This is a genomic window from Exiguobacterium sp. RIT594 (assembly GCF_003339585.1).
Lineage (GTDB): Bacteria > Bacillota > Bacilli > Exiguobacteriales > Exiguobacteriaceae > Exiguobacterium_A.
The window spans coordinates 1,044,689-1,060,760 of the sequence record NZ_QPKF01000001.1 but is presented as its reverse complement, the minus strand read 5'-3'; the positions used below and the strand labels follow the sequence as shown (position 1 = coordinate 1,060,760).

Genomic DNA, 16,072 nt, shown 5'->3' with positions numbered 1-16,072 from the left:
CGGTAATCGTGAATAAGGAGTGAAGCGTATGAACTTCAATCTGGTATTCGTCCTCTACAGTTGTCTGCTCGGTCTGATTGTCGGGGCACTCGCGTCAATGTTTCTGGCATTGTCGAATCTATTGATTCATCTTGTCTGGACGACGGTTCCGGAACAGCTGGACACCACGTTTTATCCCTTTTGGATTTGTCTGTTTGGCGGACTGTTGATTGGTCTGTTTCAAACGTACATCGGCGACTATCCCCGGACGATGCATCAGACGCTTGAGGAATTCAAGACAACGGGTCGGGTCGCGTATGAAGGGACGGTTGTTAAAAATATCGTGGCTGCCTTACTCGTCCTGACGTTTGGAGCGAGTCTTGGTCCGGAAGCGGCACTGATCAGCATCCTCGGCGGATGGATGACGTGGGCCGGCGACCGGATGACCTGGACGTTGCAGAAGAAAAAAGAGTTGCTGGATCTAGGGATCGGAGCGATGTTATCAACAATTTTTTACGCTCCATTGATCGGTGTCAGTGAAGCACTCGAAGACGGGGTGAACCGGTCCAACTTTAAGCGTAAGTCCGTCAAAGTCGTGTTGTATGCGCTGACGACAGCCTGCGGCATCTTCGCTTTTACGGCGCTGAATCGACTGTTTCCGCATGAAGTCTTGTTTTCCATCAGTACGCCGAAAGTCAACTGGACGGTAGAGGTGATCTACTTACTGCTTCCGGCGATTTTGATTGGGACCGGATTCGGGTATCTATTTGTAATGTTTGGTCGCTGGACGGATGCGGTGGCACGGAAGTATCCGCATCCACTGGGACTGGCCCTGACAGCCGGCGCACTCTTAGGTCTGTTTGGCAGCATGTCGTCCTATTTTTTATTTTCCGGCGAACAAAAAATCCTCGAATTCTCGCGGATTGCCTTTGATCAATCGGTCTTATTCTTAATCAGCATTGCCGTCGGAAAGGCTTTGTTGACACATGTCTGTTTTTCATTCGGATGGCGGGGCGGAAAAATCTTTCCCGCGGTCTTTTCGAGTACAGCGATGGCGTTTGCCTTAGCGTCCGTTTTCCCGTATACACCGGGCCTGCTGATTGCAGTCAGCGTCGCCGCCAGTTGTACGGTCATCCTCAAGCAACCGTTTGTCACCGCAACCTTGCTGTTGTTTTTGTTTCCGTTACAATTTTTCCCGTTCATTTTGTCTGTTGCTGTGTTGATCAAACAACTGTCTGTTCGTCTCGGGGGGAGAGCGTGACATGAAAACAAAAGAGCCGATTTGGATTGGTCTTGGCGTGTTGCTGACGCTCTGTTATCTCCTGCCGCTCTTTTGGTTAGGAGAACAGGCACACGTCCGGATTCACGATAACCTCGATTCGAACGTCGTCTGGTATAAAAATCTGGTCGAGTCGGACAGTATTTATGCCGGATTACAGGATAAGGTACCGAATCTTGTGGGCGGTGTCGTCTCTAGAAATGCCTTCGTCAGTGAATGGACGGGCATCATCTGGCTCTATCAATGGTTTTCACCGTTCACGGCGTATGCCGTCAGTCAAGCCTTGACACGGATCTTTGCCTTTATCGGACTGTATCTGCTGTTACGGGATCATTTGAAGCTTCAGTTGCCGCGAGCCGTCATCATGTTCGTTGCGGTGTTGTTCGCCTGGACACCGGTTTGGCCGTCCGGGATGCTCAGTACACTCGGCATGCCGCTCCTGTTATGGGCTTACCTGAACCTGTGGCAGAAACAACGAATCGGATTGAGTCTGCTTACCCTCGCACTTGTGCCATTTTACTCGAGCTTCGTTCTCGGCATCGTATTTTTCTTAGCTTTGTTAGCCCTGTTCGGTTTGTACAGAGAGTGGCGTCAAAAATCGTTCCACGCTTTATTTTGGACGGCATTCGTAGGACAAATCCTACTCTACCTTGCAATTGAGTACCGGTTGGTCTATTCCATGCTATGGGAAGGGGAAGCGACGAGTCGCGATCAATTCGATTTAGGACATAACGGAATCTTCCGGACGATTCGCTTGTTTTTCAAACAGTTTGTGTTAGGTCATACCCATGCCGAGGCGGCACAGACTCCGGTCCTGCTTGTGCTGATTCTGAGTGTCCTCGTCGTCGCGGTTCACAAAAAAGATCCTACCGTCCGTTGGTTGAAACAAGGACTGGTGTTACTTGCCGGACTATCGTTGTGGTACGCCGTTTGGTTTTATACGGGATGGCAACCATTGAAAGAGCGGATTCATGTGATGCAGACGTTTAATTTTGCCCGCTTTCATTTTATAGAACCGATGCTGTGGTACATCCTCTTTGCTCTGGCGCTCGATTGGTTGTGGCGGCGTGCCTGGAGGCGGCTTGTCATCGGTGTGTTGTTCCTTCAAGCGGTTGTACTAATCATCTGGAATCCAGAAATCGTCTATCGCGATCAACCGAGTTTCAGCGAATTTTACGCGGTCCAACAGTTTTCGCGGATTCAGTCATACATCGGAAAGCCGGTCAATACTTATCAGGTCGTGTCGTTAGGTTTACATCCGGCAATCGCGCAGTATAACCGTTTTCGGACACTGGACGGGTATGTTAACTTTTATCCGCTGACCTATAAACAAAAATTCAGAACGATTATTGAAGGTGAACTGAACAAAAGTTCCAAGCTCGAGCACTATTTTGACGACTGGGGGAATCGTGTCTACATCTATGCTGCAGAGCTTGGCAAACACTACGACTATACCAAAGCGAATCAGAAGTCGGTCCGTCAGTTGGATATCGACATCGTTCAGCTCAAACGAATGGGTGGAGATTATCTGTTGTCGGCTGTCCCGATCCGCAATGCATCATCGATTGGTCTGAAACTTGAGAAAACGTTTCTTGACAACCAGTCTGCCTGGATCATTTACTTGTATCGTGTCGCGCCTGAAGGAGGATGAATCATGTCTGATGCACCGATTCTCGGAATCGTGATTCCTTGCTACAACGAGTCAGAAGTGTTACCAATGACCATCCGTGCACTTCAAGAACGAGTAACTGAATGGATTTCGACCGGTCAACTGTCCGGACAGTCGTTTGTCTTTTTTGTCGATGACGGCAGTCAAGACGACACCTGGCATCAAATCGAACAGATTCATCGACGGGACGCACGGTTTCGGGGAATCAAACTGGCACATAATGTCGGACATCAGCATGCCCTTCATGCCGGGATGATGGAGGCGTATGATACGGCAGACTGTCTCGTGTCGGTCGATGCCGACTTGCAGGATGACCTCGGCATCATCGGAACCTTCTTGCAACGCTTTCAGGGTGGAGCGGACATCGTCTATGGAGTCCGGACTGACCGGACAAGTGACAGCTGGTTTAAACGGACGTCTGCCCAGTGGTTTTACCGGGTTGAAAAAATGCTTGGGGTAGAAACCGTCTATAACCATGCGGATTACCGATTGATGAGCCGACGGGCAGTGGCTGCCTTAGCCAGTTACCCGGAACGGAACTTGTATCTGCGGGGACTTGTCCCGAAACTCGGATTTTGGACAGAGGAAGTACCGTATGCCCGGAAAGAACGCCCGGCCGGTGAATCGAAATATCCGTTGCGGAAAATGCTTGGATTAGCGTGGGACGGGGTAACTTCCTTCAGTGTCCGGCCAATCAAGCTGCTGTTTTTCCTGTCGTTATTCATGGTTCTCGTATCCGGCGGTTTCGTCGGATATACGCTGTACCGGTTTGCGGAAGGGGAAACGATGAGCGGCTGGGCGTCCTTGATGCTGTCGATCTGGTTCATCGGCGGACTGCAGCTGTTCGGGATCGGTTTGATCGGGGAATATGTCGGTAAGATTTTCAGTGAAGTGAAACGGCGCCCCTCGTATACGATTGAGGAAACGTTGAAATGACTCAGAAAATCATTCGCTTTTTACTCGTTGGAATCGTGAACACTCTCGTCGGATTAGGTCTGACCCTCTTGTTGTACCATGGCTTTCAGACTGGGTACTGGGTGGCGACGGCATTTGGGAATGGATGCGGCATCGTGATCAGCTACCTGCTGAATCGGCGATTTACGTTTTCTGCAACGACCAGCTTGAAAACGGACTGGATTCGGTTTTTGCTCGTCGTACTGATCAGTTACCTGATTGCTTATCGTCTCAGCCTGTTCGTAATCGACCTGTTCGTTCCGTCGTTCGGCGGAACGGGGGCGATTCTTATTGGAATGGTCCTGTACACGATTTTGAATTTTATCGGACAAAACTATTGGGTATTCAAAAAGCCAAGCTGATCTGTTCTCACATCGAGAAAAGATAGCTTGGCTTGACTTATTTCACGTAAACCATCTGTCCGCCGAGATGGCCGGCATAGGCGAGAAGACCACTGCCGATGATCGCCACGACCAGACTTGCGAGCAGCAACGGTTGTTTCTTGGAACGGTAATGCAGCAGGAGCAGGACCAGCGAGAGACCAAACGTCAACAGACTGTACAAGGCGAAGTCTTCATGAGTATGAATGGCATCACGTGCCACGTTCAACTGACTTTCCGCAAATTCCTCTGCGCCGTCTCCGGTTAAGTAAGCGGCAATACCGGACAATAGTCCAACACATAAGGTGATCAGCGAAAAAAGTTTCAATTGCGTCCACTTCAGGCTTCCGAGGAGCAGCAGCGTAGCGAATAACAAGAGACCGATCGGCATGTGCACGAGTAACGGGTGAAGCGGAATTCCACCTAACATCAAGACATCCTCCTCTGACAATCGAATTTAGCTAAGTGTATCAATATTTTTTAAAAATTATTTCCGGGAATTTGTGAATGAAGTCAATCTTCCGGTTGATTTTTCTTCTGCTTCCGTCTTTTGATGACCATTCGCACGAGAAGGAAAAGGACGATGCTGCCGATGATGATCCAGCTGAGATGACGTGATGCAAACGTCGCGACAAGCGTCCATCGCTCCTGTAACAGATAACCGCTCGTCATGAAAAATAACGACCAGACGGTGAAGGAAAGTAATGTCGAGAGGGTGAACGTTGAAAAACGAATCCGTAACGTCCCGGCCAGCAGACCGAATAAAGTCTTCCAAATCGGCGAAAGCAACAGATACCAGCCGCCGTACGCCCGGAGGTTCGCTTCGACCAGCTGCATCCGGACCGGATTGACATGAAGCAACCGCGTTAAGAAGGACAAGACCCGTTCGCCGCCGTAATAGGCGAGAACGTACAGAATCGATTGGGAGACATAAAATCCGACTAAACCGGCTGCGAACATCAGGAGAAACGACATCTGATTGGAGGCCACCAAATAGCCGGCATAGCCCATAATCAGTTCAGTCGGGATGAAATGGGCCAGTAAAGCGAGCAGGACACCCCAGTAACTGTACAAATCAAGCCACGATTGCCAATTTCCCATCTCGAACATCCTCTCTCTGTACGGAATTGATGTGAACCCAGTGTAGCACGTGTTCCCGTACAGCGAGTCCATCCTCAGGCGGATTCACTTTAAAGTCACCCGGCGTCCTTCAGCTCCTGATACGGATTGACGCGAGCTGCGATTTGCGCCGGCAATAGGGAAGCAATCGTTCCGAACAATACCGGCAGAAGCAGGGAGACAGCAATCAAAAGCGGCTCATCCCACGGGACGAGATCATACAAGACATAAATCGTGAGATACGAGATACTCAGGCCGACGATTCCGGCGACAAATCCGATCAGCATCCCTTCCAAGACAATCAACTGCCGGACAGAACCGTTCGTCCAACCGACGGCTTTTAAAATTGCGAGTGACGCTCGTCGATCGGTGACGTTTTGCCACATGATTTCCCCGGTTGTCAAGATCGCAATCGTAATCGCAACGCCCATCGTCAAGTAATGCATCGGTCCGACTTGTAAGGCAACGAACTGACCGAGCCAGGACGTATACAGGACGCCTTGCAGGTGGAATGTGACGAACAGGAAAAACGTCAGCAAGGCTGTTGGTAACGCAATCGAGAGAATCGACAGCGCATTACGTTTCCATTTGCCGAAGATTTCTTTCAGTGCGAGCGTCCAGGTCGACCGGAGACTGAGCTTGACGTGCGACGAGGACGCATATTCGCCGGTCTTGATCGCTTCGTACGGCGAAATCTTCCGGATCGTAAAGGCAGACCAGGCGGCACCGGCAAAATAAATCACGAGACTGAACACCGTGATCCAGAGCAGACTCCAACCGTTCATCGTCTCACTTTGGACATATGAGAAAATGCTTTCGACGATCAGCGCGACGATGGAGACAAATCCGGCAAGAAGTGCCGCCTCGATCAGGACGATCCGGTACAAGTCCTTTGTCCGCCAACCGAGTGCCAGCAAGACGGCAAATTCCTTCCGCCGGGCGAGCATCGAGACATAACTTGTCGCGAGGACGTAGACGATGGCAACAGCGAGCATTGCGAAGATGACACCGGAGAAGCCGACACTCGTCTCGCGGAAGATCGTCATCGCGGCACCGATATGGACCCACGGCTGTTCAATCCAGCCGAGTGTCTTGCCGTTATCGACGACTTTCGTCACGACGGGTTGCGGGGACGAACCCTTGGTGATTGTTGCCAGCAGTCCGGTTTCCTGTTCGATTTGTGTCTTGACGTCTTGCAGCAATTGTTCCGATTCTTCACTGACGGTCGTTGCACCTTTGACGGTCAGACGAATTGACGAGATGGCCTGTTTTCCGTTGACAGCAAACGCACTGTCCAGCGTCGTCAGGATGTTTGGTGAGTTTGTCAATAAACCAACCGGATTACCAGACGTGTCGATTGATTTGGCCGGATTAACAGGATTGCCTTTCGCGTCAAGGACGAGATCTGCAGAGGACGGACGGTATGTTTCCATCGGCAGTTCATTAAGCGGATCTTTGGAGACTTTGATTTTGTTCGGATCATACAAACCGACGACTTTAAAGGTGAGGTAAGGATACTTAAACGGAATTTGCATCTCGGAAGGATTTTTGATCTTTTTTCCGGTCGAGACGAGTGATCGATATCCTTTGGAAGGATAGGTCGACTCCGAAAAGTACCAGTTTTTTAAGTGAATCGCGGACGTGCTGACTTCAAAAGCATTTTTCCAGCGCGTCGGATATGGACTTTTGGTTTCTTTGAACTGAAGCGGACCTGATTGATACAGCAATTGGGCGCCTGGAGCATCTTCTGCAACAAACGTCTGGAGGTTTGTCCCTTCCGATAATGTTTTGAGATATGTTTCTTCCACTTTAGAAGAAGGGATCTCAAGACGTTGGGTCAATTTGGCCGGATAGGTCTTAAGAATAGAATTTACAAGATCTCCGTCCGGCTTTTTCTGGGCCAATTCTTGGACCAGCTTTTCCTGATCCTGCTTGGTTTGATAAGGGGCATCCAGCTTTTCAATCGTAAATTCGTACATCCCTTTATTAAAAGAATGCGGATTGATAAGGACCGGAATGACATTATCTTTAGCTCCCCGAGGAGACTCCCGTTGATCCAATTGTGAAAAGTACCGTGAATTGTTTTTGGAACTGACGCTTTGATTGAGCCCTACCAGTCTGGCCTCCTCTTTCGGATCGACGGCGACGATCAGAACCGGATTCCCAGCAGAGACATCCCGAAAGCTTTCCACCGGCGATGTTGAGAAGGGGACCTTTTCAGGTAATTGGATCTTCGTTCCTTGAGCAATATGAATGAGGTCTTCGAATTGCTGTTCTTTACCGAGTCCTGACTCGGTGTAGGTTGTTCTCTTGAAGCGGTAAATACCGGGCTCCTTTGGAAACGTCATGGCTTTCTTAAAAGTAACAAATGTATGGGCATATCCCATGACAGCAATCGGTGCGGCGATATCGATTTCCTTCATTTGTTTAATCGTTTCGTATTGTTTTAAGGAAATCCCACCGTTGATGCCGTTTAAATAGTTGGGTTCGAGCAGGTCACTTGATTCGGTCGACATTTGACTGCCTTTTGGCCGGACGACGATATCGTAGGCGGACGACCATTTTTTCTGTAACGTCTGTTCGACCGTGCCTTGACTCGAGTCAGTCAGATTGAACATCAAACTGAGTCCGGCGCTGATGATCAGCGCTCCGATAAGCGTCAAGATGAACTTAAACCGTTGCCGGCGCCAGTGATTCAGGACAAAACGTAACATGGTATACCTCCTCTATTTTTTCATCTTCAAATACTTCGAACAGTCTGTTTCCGCCGGTCTTCAACAATCCGGCCGTCCTGCATGAATAAAATCCGGTCCGCCCGTTCAGCCAGTGACAAATCATGTGTCACAAACAAAATGCCGCATTGTTCTTCCTGATGCAGGTCGAGCAACAGTTGGAAAATCATCTCCCCGTTAACCGAATCGAGATTACCGGTCGGTTCGTCCGCGAGAATCCAGCGCGGGCGATTAATCAGGGCCCGGGCAATCGCGACCCGTTGCTGCTGCCCGCCGGATAACTGCGCCGTCAAGGCATGCTGTTTCTCCGTCAGCCCGACTTTTTCGAGAATTTCCGCAATCCGTTTTTCTTTGTTGAAGTCAGTCTTTTGTTTCAGCAGGGGGACGAGCAGATTCTCTTTGACCGTCAACGCCGGCAACAGATGAAACTGCTGAAAAACAAAACCGATTTCCTGCGCCCGGAATTTTGACAGTTGCCGGTTCTTCCACTTCGTAATGTCCTGTCCGTCGTATGTAATCTGACCTCCCGTCGGCCGGTCGAGTGAACCGATCAGGCTTAAAAACGTTGATTTGCCCGAGCCGGACGGACCGACAAGTGCTGTAATTTCAGCAGCGGAAAACTGACAGTTTAATTCTTGCAGAACATCACTCTGTAACCCTGCCTGACTAAACGTATGCGAAACGTCTTTCACAAAAATATCCATCGAAACACTCCTTTTACAAATTAAGGTAAAATAAGTGTAATATTATTTGAAAATTTTGTCTATTTAAAAAGGTAAAACTGAAGAAGCAAGGAACATGAAAAAGACGATAACAAAAAACAGCTAAACCGATAGTTAGCTGCGTAAGAGAACGCTTATGTCAGGATGCTGTTTAAAGATGAATATCACTTGCCAGCCCGTTCCTTCATCGCGTCAAGGATTGTCCGGATCCAGTCGTCAACAGTACCGACACATGGTGTCACATCACCAACATGATAGAACGTACTTGCTTCCGGACCGGTCCAACCGGTCGCGTCCGTCATGCAAAGGAAAACGGGAATCTGTTCCGCGAGAGCAATCCCAAGTTCGACGTGACTGCCTTTCCCGGCAGGCAGAATCAAAATCAAATAATCACTTGCCTGAACGGCGTCGAGTTCCAGTTGGCCGATTTGATTCAGTTCTGCCGCTGTTTCGACCCGCTCTGCTCTTGTCCAGTCGTATGTCAGCTGATGACCCTGCCGGATCAATTGATCATTAATGAAACGGACGTCTTTGATGTTTCGAAAGCTGCTGGCGGTATAAAAGTTCATGTGTTGATCTCCCATCTTATTTTTTTACAGATTTTTGAAACTAAAACGGTGTATGCTCAGTCTAATGAAGAGAGAAGAAAGGAGGGAAGTCCCGTGTTCCGAAAAAAGCGTGCCGGCAGTTGGACGGATGAAACGTTCCTTGCGGCGTTATATGCCGAAGAACATTACATTTACCGGATGTCATTTCTGTATTTGAAGCACGAACAGGAAGCACTCGAAAACGTGCAGGAAGTTGCTTTTCGGGCCTGGAAGTATCGCAAGTCACTGAAGGAAATCACGTATTTCAAAACGTGGCTGACGCGGATTACGATCAATGCGGCACTTGATCAGCTCAAGAAACACCAAGCGCGCGTCTGGACGAACGACGGAATAGAAGAGCTGAACGAACCGCATACCGCTTCGTTTGAACACGTTATCGTGGACCAACTGTTTCTGGCTGACTTACTCGAACGGCTCGACGTCAAGGAACGTTCGTTAGTGACGTTACGGTATCAAGCCGACTATTCGCTTCAGGAAATCGCCGACCTGCTCGATATTCCGGTCAGTACTGTCAAAAGTACGTTGTACCGGGCAATTCAAAAATTACAGCGGCAACAACTAAAAGGAGGAGAGTCCGGATGAAACAGCAACTGGAGTCAGCGTTAGAAGAACTTCCCGTACCGGACAGCGTCCATGCACGGATGGAGCAGGGAATCCGCCGGACAAAACGGAAACACCGGTTACCGCAACTGATTTTGGCGGCCGGTCTATTGATTGGATGGATGCAAGTCGACCGGATCGAATCGTGGATGGATCCACCGACCGGGCAAACGACCGCTTCGATGGTTCCGGGGCTGGTTTATCAAGGAACGTTGTATACCGAGACCGGGACGACGGTCTCCGAAGCAGCGGCGCAACAGTTGCGCGGCCGGAAGTTAGGTATGTCTGAAAACACGTGGACGGAAGAAAATGAAACGGCACGGTTAAACGATTCCTTTGCCTCGAATATGGCGGACTATACGATTTATGAGCTGGACGGATATGCTCCGACGGTCCGGTTGCTCGCGATCGGTCGGGAAGAGGGCAAGCAAATGATCCGGATCCTGGACGGGACGACCTTCCAAGCGGACTATTTCCAAAAACTCCGGCTCGATCAAGGTATCAAGCAAATCAGCTATCAAACTGAACGGACGCGGGAGACGGAGCAGAAAAAGCCGCTTGCCCCTTCCGCAGCCTGGACGGATCTGTTGACCGGTCTGAGTAAGGCCGTACCACTTTCAAGCGCTGAACTGCCGCCGGATGTACTGAATGATCGGCAAATCCAGATTGTCGACGTGACGATGACCGACGGGGTCACGAACCAGTTTCAGCTGCTGGAAGGCGGATATGTATTATATGAACCGCTCCATGCTTATTTTGACGTAAAGGGAACGGCTTTTGAAACAATTTGGCAGAGCATGCGGTGAATCCCTCACTCAAACGACTTGCGGAAACCGTAAAACGGGCGGAACGCCTGACCGCGGTAAAAACTTTCTGAACTGCTGGATGCCAGGACTTCAATCCGAGTTGTCGGATACGCCTCATGCAGACGGGCGAACAGTTGTTGCGCCAGACCTTGTCCGCGGAATTCGGCATCAATCAGTAATTCGCAGATGTATAACGTGACTTGGGTGTCGGTCATTCCGCGGACATACCCGACGACGTTCCCCGCATGTTCGACGACAAGAGCCGCATTGGAATGTTGCCAAGCCAGTTTTGTCCGGTCATGCAGACGGACGAGCTGGTTCCAGCCTTCCGCTGCATTTAAGCGCTGGATCGCGGGGAAGTCCTGTTCCTGATAGGGGCGGATCTGATAGTCTGATTTCATGTTTTTGACCTGCTTTCATTTTCTAATTTTATTAAAAAGGGTGGAAGTTCCGACCAGTCGTTCAAAGCACCGGGTAACGGAGCCGTCGATTTTAACAATGCTGCCATCCCGACGGCTTCAGCACCGTTGATGTCATGCAGCGGGTGGTCGCCGATGAACAGGACCTGTTCCGGTTTCAGTTCCCAGTCCTGAACGGGGCGAAGGAAAAGTGCCGGATCGGGTTTTGCCAGACCGACTTCTTCTGAAATCAAAAGCGGATTAAAAAAGGACGTTAATTGATGATGATCGATGACGGAACGTTGCAAGTCGCTCCGGCCGTTTGTGATCAGACCGAGCCGGTAGGTGGACGCCAGGCTGGTCAGCATGGATTTCGTTCCCGGGAACAGGACACTTGTTGTGGCGAACGTTGTCAAATAGTCGGTGAGCAAAACAGCCGGATCAAGCGGCAGCTGAAAATGGGTGACAAGTTGTTGGTAGACAACGTCTTTCCATACGCGACCGTGCTGATCGAGTTCGATGAACAAGCCGTGATAGGGTTCAAGCGGACAGTCTGACACCGGGGCAATCAGTCGCTGATGCTGAGAAGTCAGGAAACGTGTTAAAGAAGCCGGACGGTCCAGTAATGTTCCGTCCAGATCAAACAAGATGCCTTGAATCATTATGACGGGTCACCTCCTACATAGTATATATATTTCAATTACCGTAATATTAAACTTGTTTTTAAGATGCAATAAAGGATAAAATAACTCGCTGTCCAATACAACGTATAACCCCTAAAGGAGGATAATGATGTCATTTCGTTCAACTATCAGCTACTCGGACCCTTATTTAGATACAAAATCGCCTGGAACACCGGTCATCATTTTAACCGGAATGGGCTGTTCTTATGCAGAATGGTATGAAATTATTCAATCGCTGCAACAAACGAATCGTGTTCTCAGTTTTCACCGCCATGCTTGGACAGAAGGGGACGGCGTTCACCGGACAAGTCATGCTGTGCGGCAACTTCAAACGCTGTTGAGGAAATCCAAAATTCAAGAACCAATCCTATTGATTGGTCATTCTTACGGCGGACTCATTGCCCAGGAGTTTACGAAACGGTTTCCGGAACAGATTAAGGGCCTGGTACTGGTCGATTCTACTTCCGTCGACTTACATGAACTCGACGCGCTTGATACACCAGTTCTTGATGGCTTTTCCTCGGACGCGGCGTGGCAGGAACAATGCCGGCATTACGCCACAAAAACGAAAGAACAATTAAATCAGTTATTGAAACCGGTCCTGACTGACGCACAACAGCGATTGCCAAAAGCCGTCCAGTCCGCATTAATCGATTTTCAGAAGGAGCCGGCCTTATATGCAATGATGGGATCGGAAGTCGAATACTGGAAAGCGGATGCCGCGCGGATTCGAATCGATCCATTCCCGGATCTTCCGTTGATCGTCATCGCTCGGGATGCCGAACGGGCAATCCAGGACGGACGATGAAGGGTTACCGGAGTCAGAACTACGGCAAGTTGAAGAAACTTGGCATCGATTGGTCCTACGGCAGGCAACGTTAACAGAAGAAGCCATTTTCGTCACAGCAACCGAAGCCGGACATTCCATCCACCTGGACCGTCCGGATCTCGTCCTCTCAGCGGTTACCAAACTCGACTTCACTTAAAAAAGCTGTGTCAAAAAGAAACATTAGCCGTTGCAAAGCTCAATCAACCGGTAGCATTTAATGAACAATCGGGACGCATCTTAAGCCGGTCATACTCATGTTTTGGTACGCTGCTTTTCCTGATACATCGCTCGATCCGCTTGTCGTAATAAACCGGGAAGATCTGCCGTTCCCGTCTCGTAGGCAGAACCGAGTGAGACCGACAACTCATGGCGGGTAAAATCGTGCCGTAACTTCTTAACCATCTCGAAAACGGCTTGTTCCGTTTTCTGTCGGCAGACAATGACGAATTCATCACCACCGAGACGAAACGTATCCTGGCTGAATCGGCTTAAACAAAGAGCCGTCTGTTCGAGCAGGGCATCTCCCGCGACATGTCCGAACCGGTCGTTCACCTGCTTTAAATCATTGAGGTCAAGTGTGACCACACCGAGATCAAGCGGGGGACCGTCCTGCAGTTCCGCGACCAGACCATCAAACGCATGCCGGTTATACAGTCCTGTCAGGGAATCCCGCTGGCACATTTGCTCAAGTTCCAGCTGTTTTGCTTTCGCAGCGTCCATATTCCGAATCACCCCTTGAACGGCGACGATTTCACCGTTTTCGTAGATGGGCGTCGTATATTCTTCAAACCAAATGTATGTCCCGTCATTCGTCCGCCAGCGTTGCGGAAATGGTTCGTCATAGTTGCAATTGCCGGAGATTTTCGACATTAGAATCTCAACATCATCCGGATGAATCCGGTCGAAACAATCAGACGGGTCGGCATAACTCGCTTCGACCGTCCCCGGTCCGATATGTTCATCGAGGGCAGGGCTGATATAACGGAACCGGTAGACCGGTCTCACTTCAAAAATGTACATGATATCTTTCGAATGTTTTCCGAATGTTGCGATCGTCGACTGGACGGAAGACGACCGATTCATTTTTTGGAACATGAAGCGTCCAAGCAGCGTACATACAGCCCCAATCATGATTCCGACCCACAGCACACGGGTTCACCTGCCTTATGTAGTTATTCCTTAATATGAAGATGGAATGATTTGTAAAACCAGACACAGTAAAGTATAGCAAAGAAACTGTTTGTACTATACATAAAATCCCATTTCATTTTTAAAAGTTCAGAACACCCTAAACACGGCACCCGTTTTGGCAGGTGCCGTGTTGTCGTAATCTTAATAAGGGAAATGGAAAACCGTTAGTTTTTGAGTTTTTTACCGGCCCACATCAAATTCAAAAAAGTGAACAGTAGACACGAAAAGATACTTCCATAAGACACAGCAGATGATCTGACCAGTTGATGCTTCGCGACGTTTAAGATCGACGAGGGTAACCAATCAGAAAACATAGGGTCAAGGTTCTTGAGAACCAGGAGGAGAAAGCTGATTCCGATGGCAGAGATCGCAATCAGGACCTGATGTCTTACATACATGCTGATGACAATGACCAAACTGATCAGATAAAGAATCCACAGACTGTAGAGAATGGAAAAAGAAATCAATTTCGTCATCGAGAACACGTCGAACAAATACACGGTACAGCCGTAGGAGGTCAGAATCCCGAATCCAAGACTGAACATGCTGATGAGCCAATGGGCAATCAGTTTGGCGGAGACATAACAGTGTATCGAGACCGGGCGCGTCAGAATAAAATCCTGCATCCCGTTTTGGCGGTCCGTTGCAATCAGTCCCATGAAGCTGATCAGTAAGATAATCAGTCCGATTTGATTAAATTGACCGGAAATGGTCGATAAAAATACTTCGTTTGCAGTGGGATCCGGTTTGTCCGGGTCGAGGATGACTCCGATCGAACCGCCCATCTGTTGCAAAATGAGGTCCATGTACAGATTAATCAACGGTTGGGTCAAACCAAGTAGAACAAAAAAAATCGTCAACCAAACGTATTTATATTCCTTTGCTGCTTCTGTCAGTTCTACCCGTACGAGTGCCGCAAATTGACTCATACATCCGCCGCCAGTTCGAGGAATGTGTCTTCCAGTTCCACTTCATGGAAACCGACGGATGTCACGTCCAGCTGTTTTAAAGAGCAGACGGTTAAGACGCGTTTGAGATCGAACGTGTGTGTTCCGGTGATGCGAAAGGCGACAGGGGATAATTTTTCTACGGTGATGGATGGGAAACATTCCAGGACCTGATCTACTGATACAGCATTCCTGAACTGAAGGCGCACCTGTTGAAGATCAATCGTTTGTTCCTCCCGGTAAAGGTGTTTGATGATCCGACCGTCTTTCATGATGATATAACGGTCACAAATCTCCCGGACATCATGCAGTATGTGCGTTGACAACAGAATCGTCATCCGTTGCTTCAAACGACCGATCAGTTTCCGGATTTCATTTCGCCCAATTGGATCGAGGGAGGCGACAGGTTCGTCTAAAATTAAAAATTGCGGCTCATGCAAAATGGCTTGCGCAATTCCGAGCCGTTGTTTCATTCCGCCTGATAACTGTTCGACCGGAACATCTTGTTTGTCCTGAAGGCCGACTTCTTTTAATGTTTCTGAAATACGCTTCTCCAGCAACTCTTTTTTTATGCCGGATAATTTTCCGAAAAAGAGCAAAGACTCCCGGCACGTCATCCAGGGTTTAAAATCCGTGTATTGCGATAAGTAACCAATCTGTTTTTTGTATCGTTCAATCGGCTGATCCTGAAATGCAATCTCGCCTGATTCATATGAAAGAATTCCCATCAGGCATTTGATCAGCGTTGTTTTACCTGCTCCATTGGGGCCAAGTAAGCCGATGCATTCGTTTTCCTGAATCGAAAAATCAATTCCGTCAAGAATTTTTCGTTTATTCAGCGTTTTTTGGAGATTATGAATGGTAATCATGACGGATGCTCCTCCTTCCGACGATCAGGTATAAGATCGGGCCGATCAGTTGCATACTTAAAATGACGAATAACCAGACATAAGGCAAAGCAATCTGTTTTTTTCGGTTCGACCAGTCGAAAAGGGTGATTCCGATCAGCAATACATGTAAGAAGAACATCGGGATGAGGAGGGGAAGCCATTGCAACCAGTCAATCTCAAGTAAAGGCGTTATCTCTGTATTCATACAGTCACTCCTTTCTATTATCATTATCAATAATGATAATTAATAAGTCAACCTGTTTTTACTTTTGATCAAATCAGTGAA

19 protein-coding genes are annotated in these 16,072 nt (G+C 48.8%); 8 read left to right on the top strand and 11 right to left on the bottom strand.

What is annotated here, in order from left to right:
- The first annotated feature begins 28 nt into the window (after positions 1 to 28).
- The 4 genes from DVG79_RS05325 to DVG79_RS05310 are packed head-to-tail and all read left to right on the top strand — an operon-like array spanning position 29 to position 4,243.
- The gene (locus tag DVG79_RS05325; protein ID WP_114595781.1) at positions 29 to 1,240 is read left to right on the top strand and encodes a chloride channel protein; all 1,212 of its coding nucleotides are present in this window, start codon (positions 29 to 31) and stop codon (positions 1,238 to 1,240) included.
- Between the two features lies 1 nt (position 1,241).
- On the top strand, positions 1,242 to 2,909 hold the full coding sequence (locus DVG79_RS05320) for a DUF6044 family protein (RefSeq protein ID WP_114595780.1): 1,668 nt from the start codon (positions 1,242 to 1,244) through the stop codon (positions 2,907 to 2,909).
- Positions 2,910 to 2,912: 3 nt separating this feature from the next.
- Positions 2,913 to 3,863: a glycosyltransferase family 2 protein gene (locus tag DVG79_RS05315; RefSeq protein WP_114595779.1), complete on the top strand. Its 951-nt coding sequence runs from the start codon at positions 2,913 to 2,915 to the stop codon at positions 3,861 to 3,863.
- Positions 3,860 to 4,243 (top strand): GtrA family protein, encoded by a 384-nt coding sequence (locus tag DVG79_RS05310; RefSeq protein ID WP_114595778.1) that lies wholly within the window; start codon positions 3,860 to 3,862, stop codon positions 4,241 to 4,243. Before DVG79_RS05315 ends, DVG79_RS05310 begins: the two co-directional genes overlap by 4 nt.
- A gap of 37 nt (positions 4,244 to 4,280) precedes the next feature.
- Here the strand turns inward: DVG79_RS05310 and DVG79_RS05305 are convergent, their stop codons facing one another.
- The 5 genes from DVG79_RS05305 to DVG79_RS16085 all read right to left on the bottom strand — a co-directional run bounded on the left by DVG79_RS05305 (position 4,281) and on the right by DVG79_RS16085 (position 9,403).
- Entirely contained in the window at positions 4,281 to 4,691 is a 411-nt protein-coding gene (locus DVG79_RS05305; RefSeq protein ID WP_114595777.1) for a DUF2231 domain-containing protein, read from the bottom strand.
- A gap of 83 nt (positions 4,692 to 4,774) precedes the next feature.
- On the bottom strand, positions 4,775 to 5,362 hold the full coding sequence (locus DVG79_RS05300; protein WP_158537520.1) for a DedA family protein: 588 nt from the start codon (positions 5,360 to 5,362) through the stop codon (positions 4,775 to 4,777).
- A 95-nt stretch (positions 5,363 to 5,457) separates the two neighbouring features.
- Positions 5,458 to 8,094 (bottom strand): ABC transporter permease, encoded by a 2,637-nt coding sequence (locus DVG79_RS05295; RefSeq protein ID WP_114595775.1) that lies wholly within the window; start codon positions 8,092 to 8,094, stop codon positions 5,458 to 5,460.
- A 26-nt stretch (positions 8,095 to 8,120) separates the two neighbouring features.
- On the bottom strand, positions 8,121 to 8,816 hold the full coding sequence (locus DVG79_RS05290; protein ID WP_114595774.1) for an ABC transporter ATP-binding protein: 696 nt from the start codon (positions 8,814 to 8,816) through the stop codon (positions 8,121 to 8,123).
- A gap of 182 nt (positions 8,817 to 8,998) precedes the next feature.
- Complete coding sequence (locus tag DVG79_RS16085) at positions 8,999 to 9,403, bottom strand: group-specific protein (protein WP_158537519.1); 405 nt, start codon at positions 9,401 to 9,403, stop codon at positions 8,999 to 9,001.
- A 93-nt stretch (positions 9,404 to 9,496) separates the two neighbouring features.
- Here DVG79_RS16085 and DVG79_RS16080 point away from each other — a divergent pair, with 93 nt between their 5' ends.
- Entirely contained in the window at positions 9,497 to 10,024 is a 528-nt protein-coding gene (locus tag DVG79_RS16080; RefSeq protein WP_158537518.1) for an RNA polymerase sigma factor, read from the top strand.
- Complete coding sequence (locus DVG79_RS05280) at positions 10,021 to 10,848, top strand: hypothetical protein (RefSeq protein ID WP_114595772.1); 828 nt, start codon at positions 10,021 to 10,023, stop codon at positions 10,846 to 10,848. Before DVG79_RS16080 ends, DVG79_RS05280 begins: the two co-directional genes overlap by 4 nt.
- A 5-nt stretch (positions 10,849 to 10,853) precedes the next feature.
- Here the strand turns inward: DVG79_RS05280 and DVG79_RS05275 are convergent, their stop codons facing one another.
- Entirely contained in the window at positions 10,854 to 11,249 is a 396-nt protein-coding gene (locus DVG79_RS05275) for a GNAT family N-acetyltransferase (RefSeq protein WP_114595771.1), read from the bottom strand.
- Positions 11,246 to 11,908 carry an HAD family hydrolase gene (locus tag DVG79_RS05270; RefSeq protein WP_114595770.1) on the bottom strand — a complete coding sequence of 221 codons (663 nt, stop codon included), beginning with the start codon at positions 11,906 to 11,908 and terminating at the stop codon, positions 11,246 to 11,248. The genes DVG79_RS05275 and DVG79_RS05270 overlap by 4 nt, the downstream gene beginning before the upstream one ends.
- Before the next feature lie 130 nt (positions 11,909 to 12,038).
- Here DVG79_RS05270 and DVG79_RS05265 point away from each other — a divergent pair, with 130 nt between their 5' ends.
- Positions 12,039 to 12,737, top strand: a complete 699-nt coding sequence (locus DVG79_RS05265) for an alpha/beta fold hydrolase (protein WP_158537517.1) — start codon at positions 12,039 to 12,041, stop codon at positions 12,735 to 12,737.
- Positions 12,706 to 12,915 (top strand): hypothetical protein, encoded by a 210-nt coding sequence (locus tag DVG79_RS16040; protein WP_147269814.1) that lies wholly within the window; start codon positions 12,706 to 12,708, stop codon positions 12,913 to 12,915. The genes DVG79_RS05265 and DVG79_RS16040 overlap by 32 nt, the downstream gene beginning before the upstream one ends.
- Positions 12,916 to 13,010: 95 nt before the next feature.
- Here the strand turns inward: DVG79_RS16040 and DVG79_RS05260 are convergent, their stop codons facing one another.
- The 4 genes from DVG79_RS05260 to DVG79_RS05245 form a co-directional block, all read right to left on the bottom strand.
- Positions 13,011 to 13,889, bottom strand: coding sequence for a sensor domain-containing diguanylate cyclase (locus tag DVG79_RS05260; protein WP_147269813.1), 879 nt, complete (start codon positions 13,887 to 13,889; stop codon positions 13,011 to 13,013).
- A 224-nt stretch (positions 13,890 to 14,113) separates the two neighbouring features.
- Entirely contained in the window at positions 14,114 to 14,878 is a 765-nt protein-coding gene (locus DVG79_RS05255) for an ABC transporter permease (protein WP_114595767.1), read from the bottom strand.
- Positions 14,875 to 15,765, bottom strand: coding sequence for an ABC transporter ATP-binding protein (locus DVG79_RS05250; RefSeq protein ID WP_114595766.1), 891 nt, complete (start codon positions 15,763 to 15,765; stop codon positions 14,875 to 14,877). The genes DVG79_RS05255 and DVG79_RS05250 overlap by 4 nt, the downstream gene beginning before the upstream one ends.
- Complete coding sequence (locus DVG79_RS05245; protein ID WP_114595765.1) at positions 15,749 to 15,991, bottom strand: PLDc N-terminal domain-containing protein; 243 nt, start codon at positions 15,989 to 15,991, stop codon at positions 15,749 to 15,751. Before DVG79_RS05245 ends, DVG79_RS05250 begins: the two co-directional genes overlap by 17 nt.
- Positions 15,992 to 16,072: the final 81 nt, after the last annotated feature.

Excerpts from the sequence above, each read along its gene's own strand:
- DVG79_RS05300 (WP_158537520.1), bottom strand. The coding sequence starts at position 5,362 with ATGGGAAATTGGCAATCGTGGCTTGATTTGTACAGTTACTGGGGTGTC.
- DVG79_RS05305 (WP_114595777.1), bottom strand. The coding sequence starts at position 4,691 with ATGTTAGGTGGAATTCCGCTTCACCCGTTACTCGTGCACATGCCGATC.
- DVG79_RS05260 (WP_147269813.1), bottom strand. The coding sequence starts at position 13,889 with ATGATTGGGGCTGTATGTACGCTGCTTGGACGCTTCATGTTCCAAAAA.
- DVG79_RS05325 (WP_114595781.1), top strand. The coding sequence starts at position 29 with ATGAACTTCAATCTGGTATTCGTCCTCTACAGTTGTCTGCTCGGTCTG.
- DVG79_RS05315 (WP_114595779.1), top strand. The coding sequence starts at position 2,913 with ATGTCTGATGCACCGATTCTCGGAATCGTGATTCCTTGCTACAACGAG.
- DVG79_RS05295 (WP_114595775.1), bottom strand. The coding sequence starts at position 8,094 with ATGTTACGTTTTGTCCTGAATCACTGGCGCCGGCAACGGTTTAAGTTC.
- DVG79_RS05275 (WP_114595771.1), bottom strand. The coding sequence starts at position 11,249 with ATGAAATCAGACTATCAGATCCGCCCCTATCAGGAACAGGACTTCCCC.
- DVG79_RS05265 (WP_158537517.1), top strand. The coding sequence starts at position 12,039 with ATGTCATTTCGTTCAACTATCAGCTACTCGGACCCTTATTTAGATACA.
- DVG79_RS05320 (WP_114595780.1), top strand. The coding sequence starts at position 1,242 with ATGAAAACAAAAGAGCCGATTTGGATTGGTCTTGGCGTGTTGCTGACG.
- DVG79_RS05250 (WP_114595766.1), bottom strand. The coding sequence starts at position 15,765 with ATGATTACCATTCATAATCTCCAAAAAACGCTGAATAAACGAAAAATT.
- DVG79_RS05270 (WP_114595770.1), bottom strand. The coding sequence starts at position 11,908 with ATGATTCAAGGCATCTTGTTTGATCTGGACGGAACATTACTGGACCGT.
- DVG79_RS05310 (WP_114595778.1), top strand. The coding sequence starts at position 3,860 with ATGACTCAGAAAATCATTCGCTTTTTACTCGTTGGAATCGTGAACACT.
- DVG79_RS05280 (WP_114595772.1), top strand. The coding sequence starts at position 10,021 with ATGAAACAGCAACTGGAGTCAGCGTTAGAAGAACTTCCCGTACCGGAC.
- DVG79_RS16085 (WP_158537519.1), bottom strand. The coding sequence starts at position 9,403 with ATGAACTTTTATACCGCCAGCAGCTTTCGAAACATCAAAGACGTCCGT.
- DVG79_RS05245 (WP_114595765.1), bottom strand. The coding sequence starts at position 15,991 with ATGAATACAGAGATAACGCCTTTACTTGAGATTGACTGGTTGCAATGG.
- DVG79_RS05255 (WP_114595767.1), bottom strand. The coding sequence starts at position 14,878 with ATGAGTCAATTTGCGGCACTCGTACGGGTAGAACTGACAGAAGCAGCA.
- DVG79_RS05290 (WP_114595774.1), bottom strand. The coding sequence starts at position 8,816 with ATGGATATTTTTGTGAAAGACGTTTCGCATACGTTTAGTCAGGCAGGG.
- DVG79_RS16040 (WP_147269814.1), top strand. The coding sequence starts at position 12,706 with ATGCCGAACGGGCAATCCAGGACGGACGATGAAGGGTTACCGGAGTCA.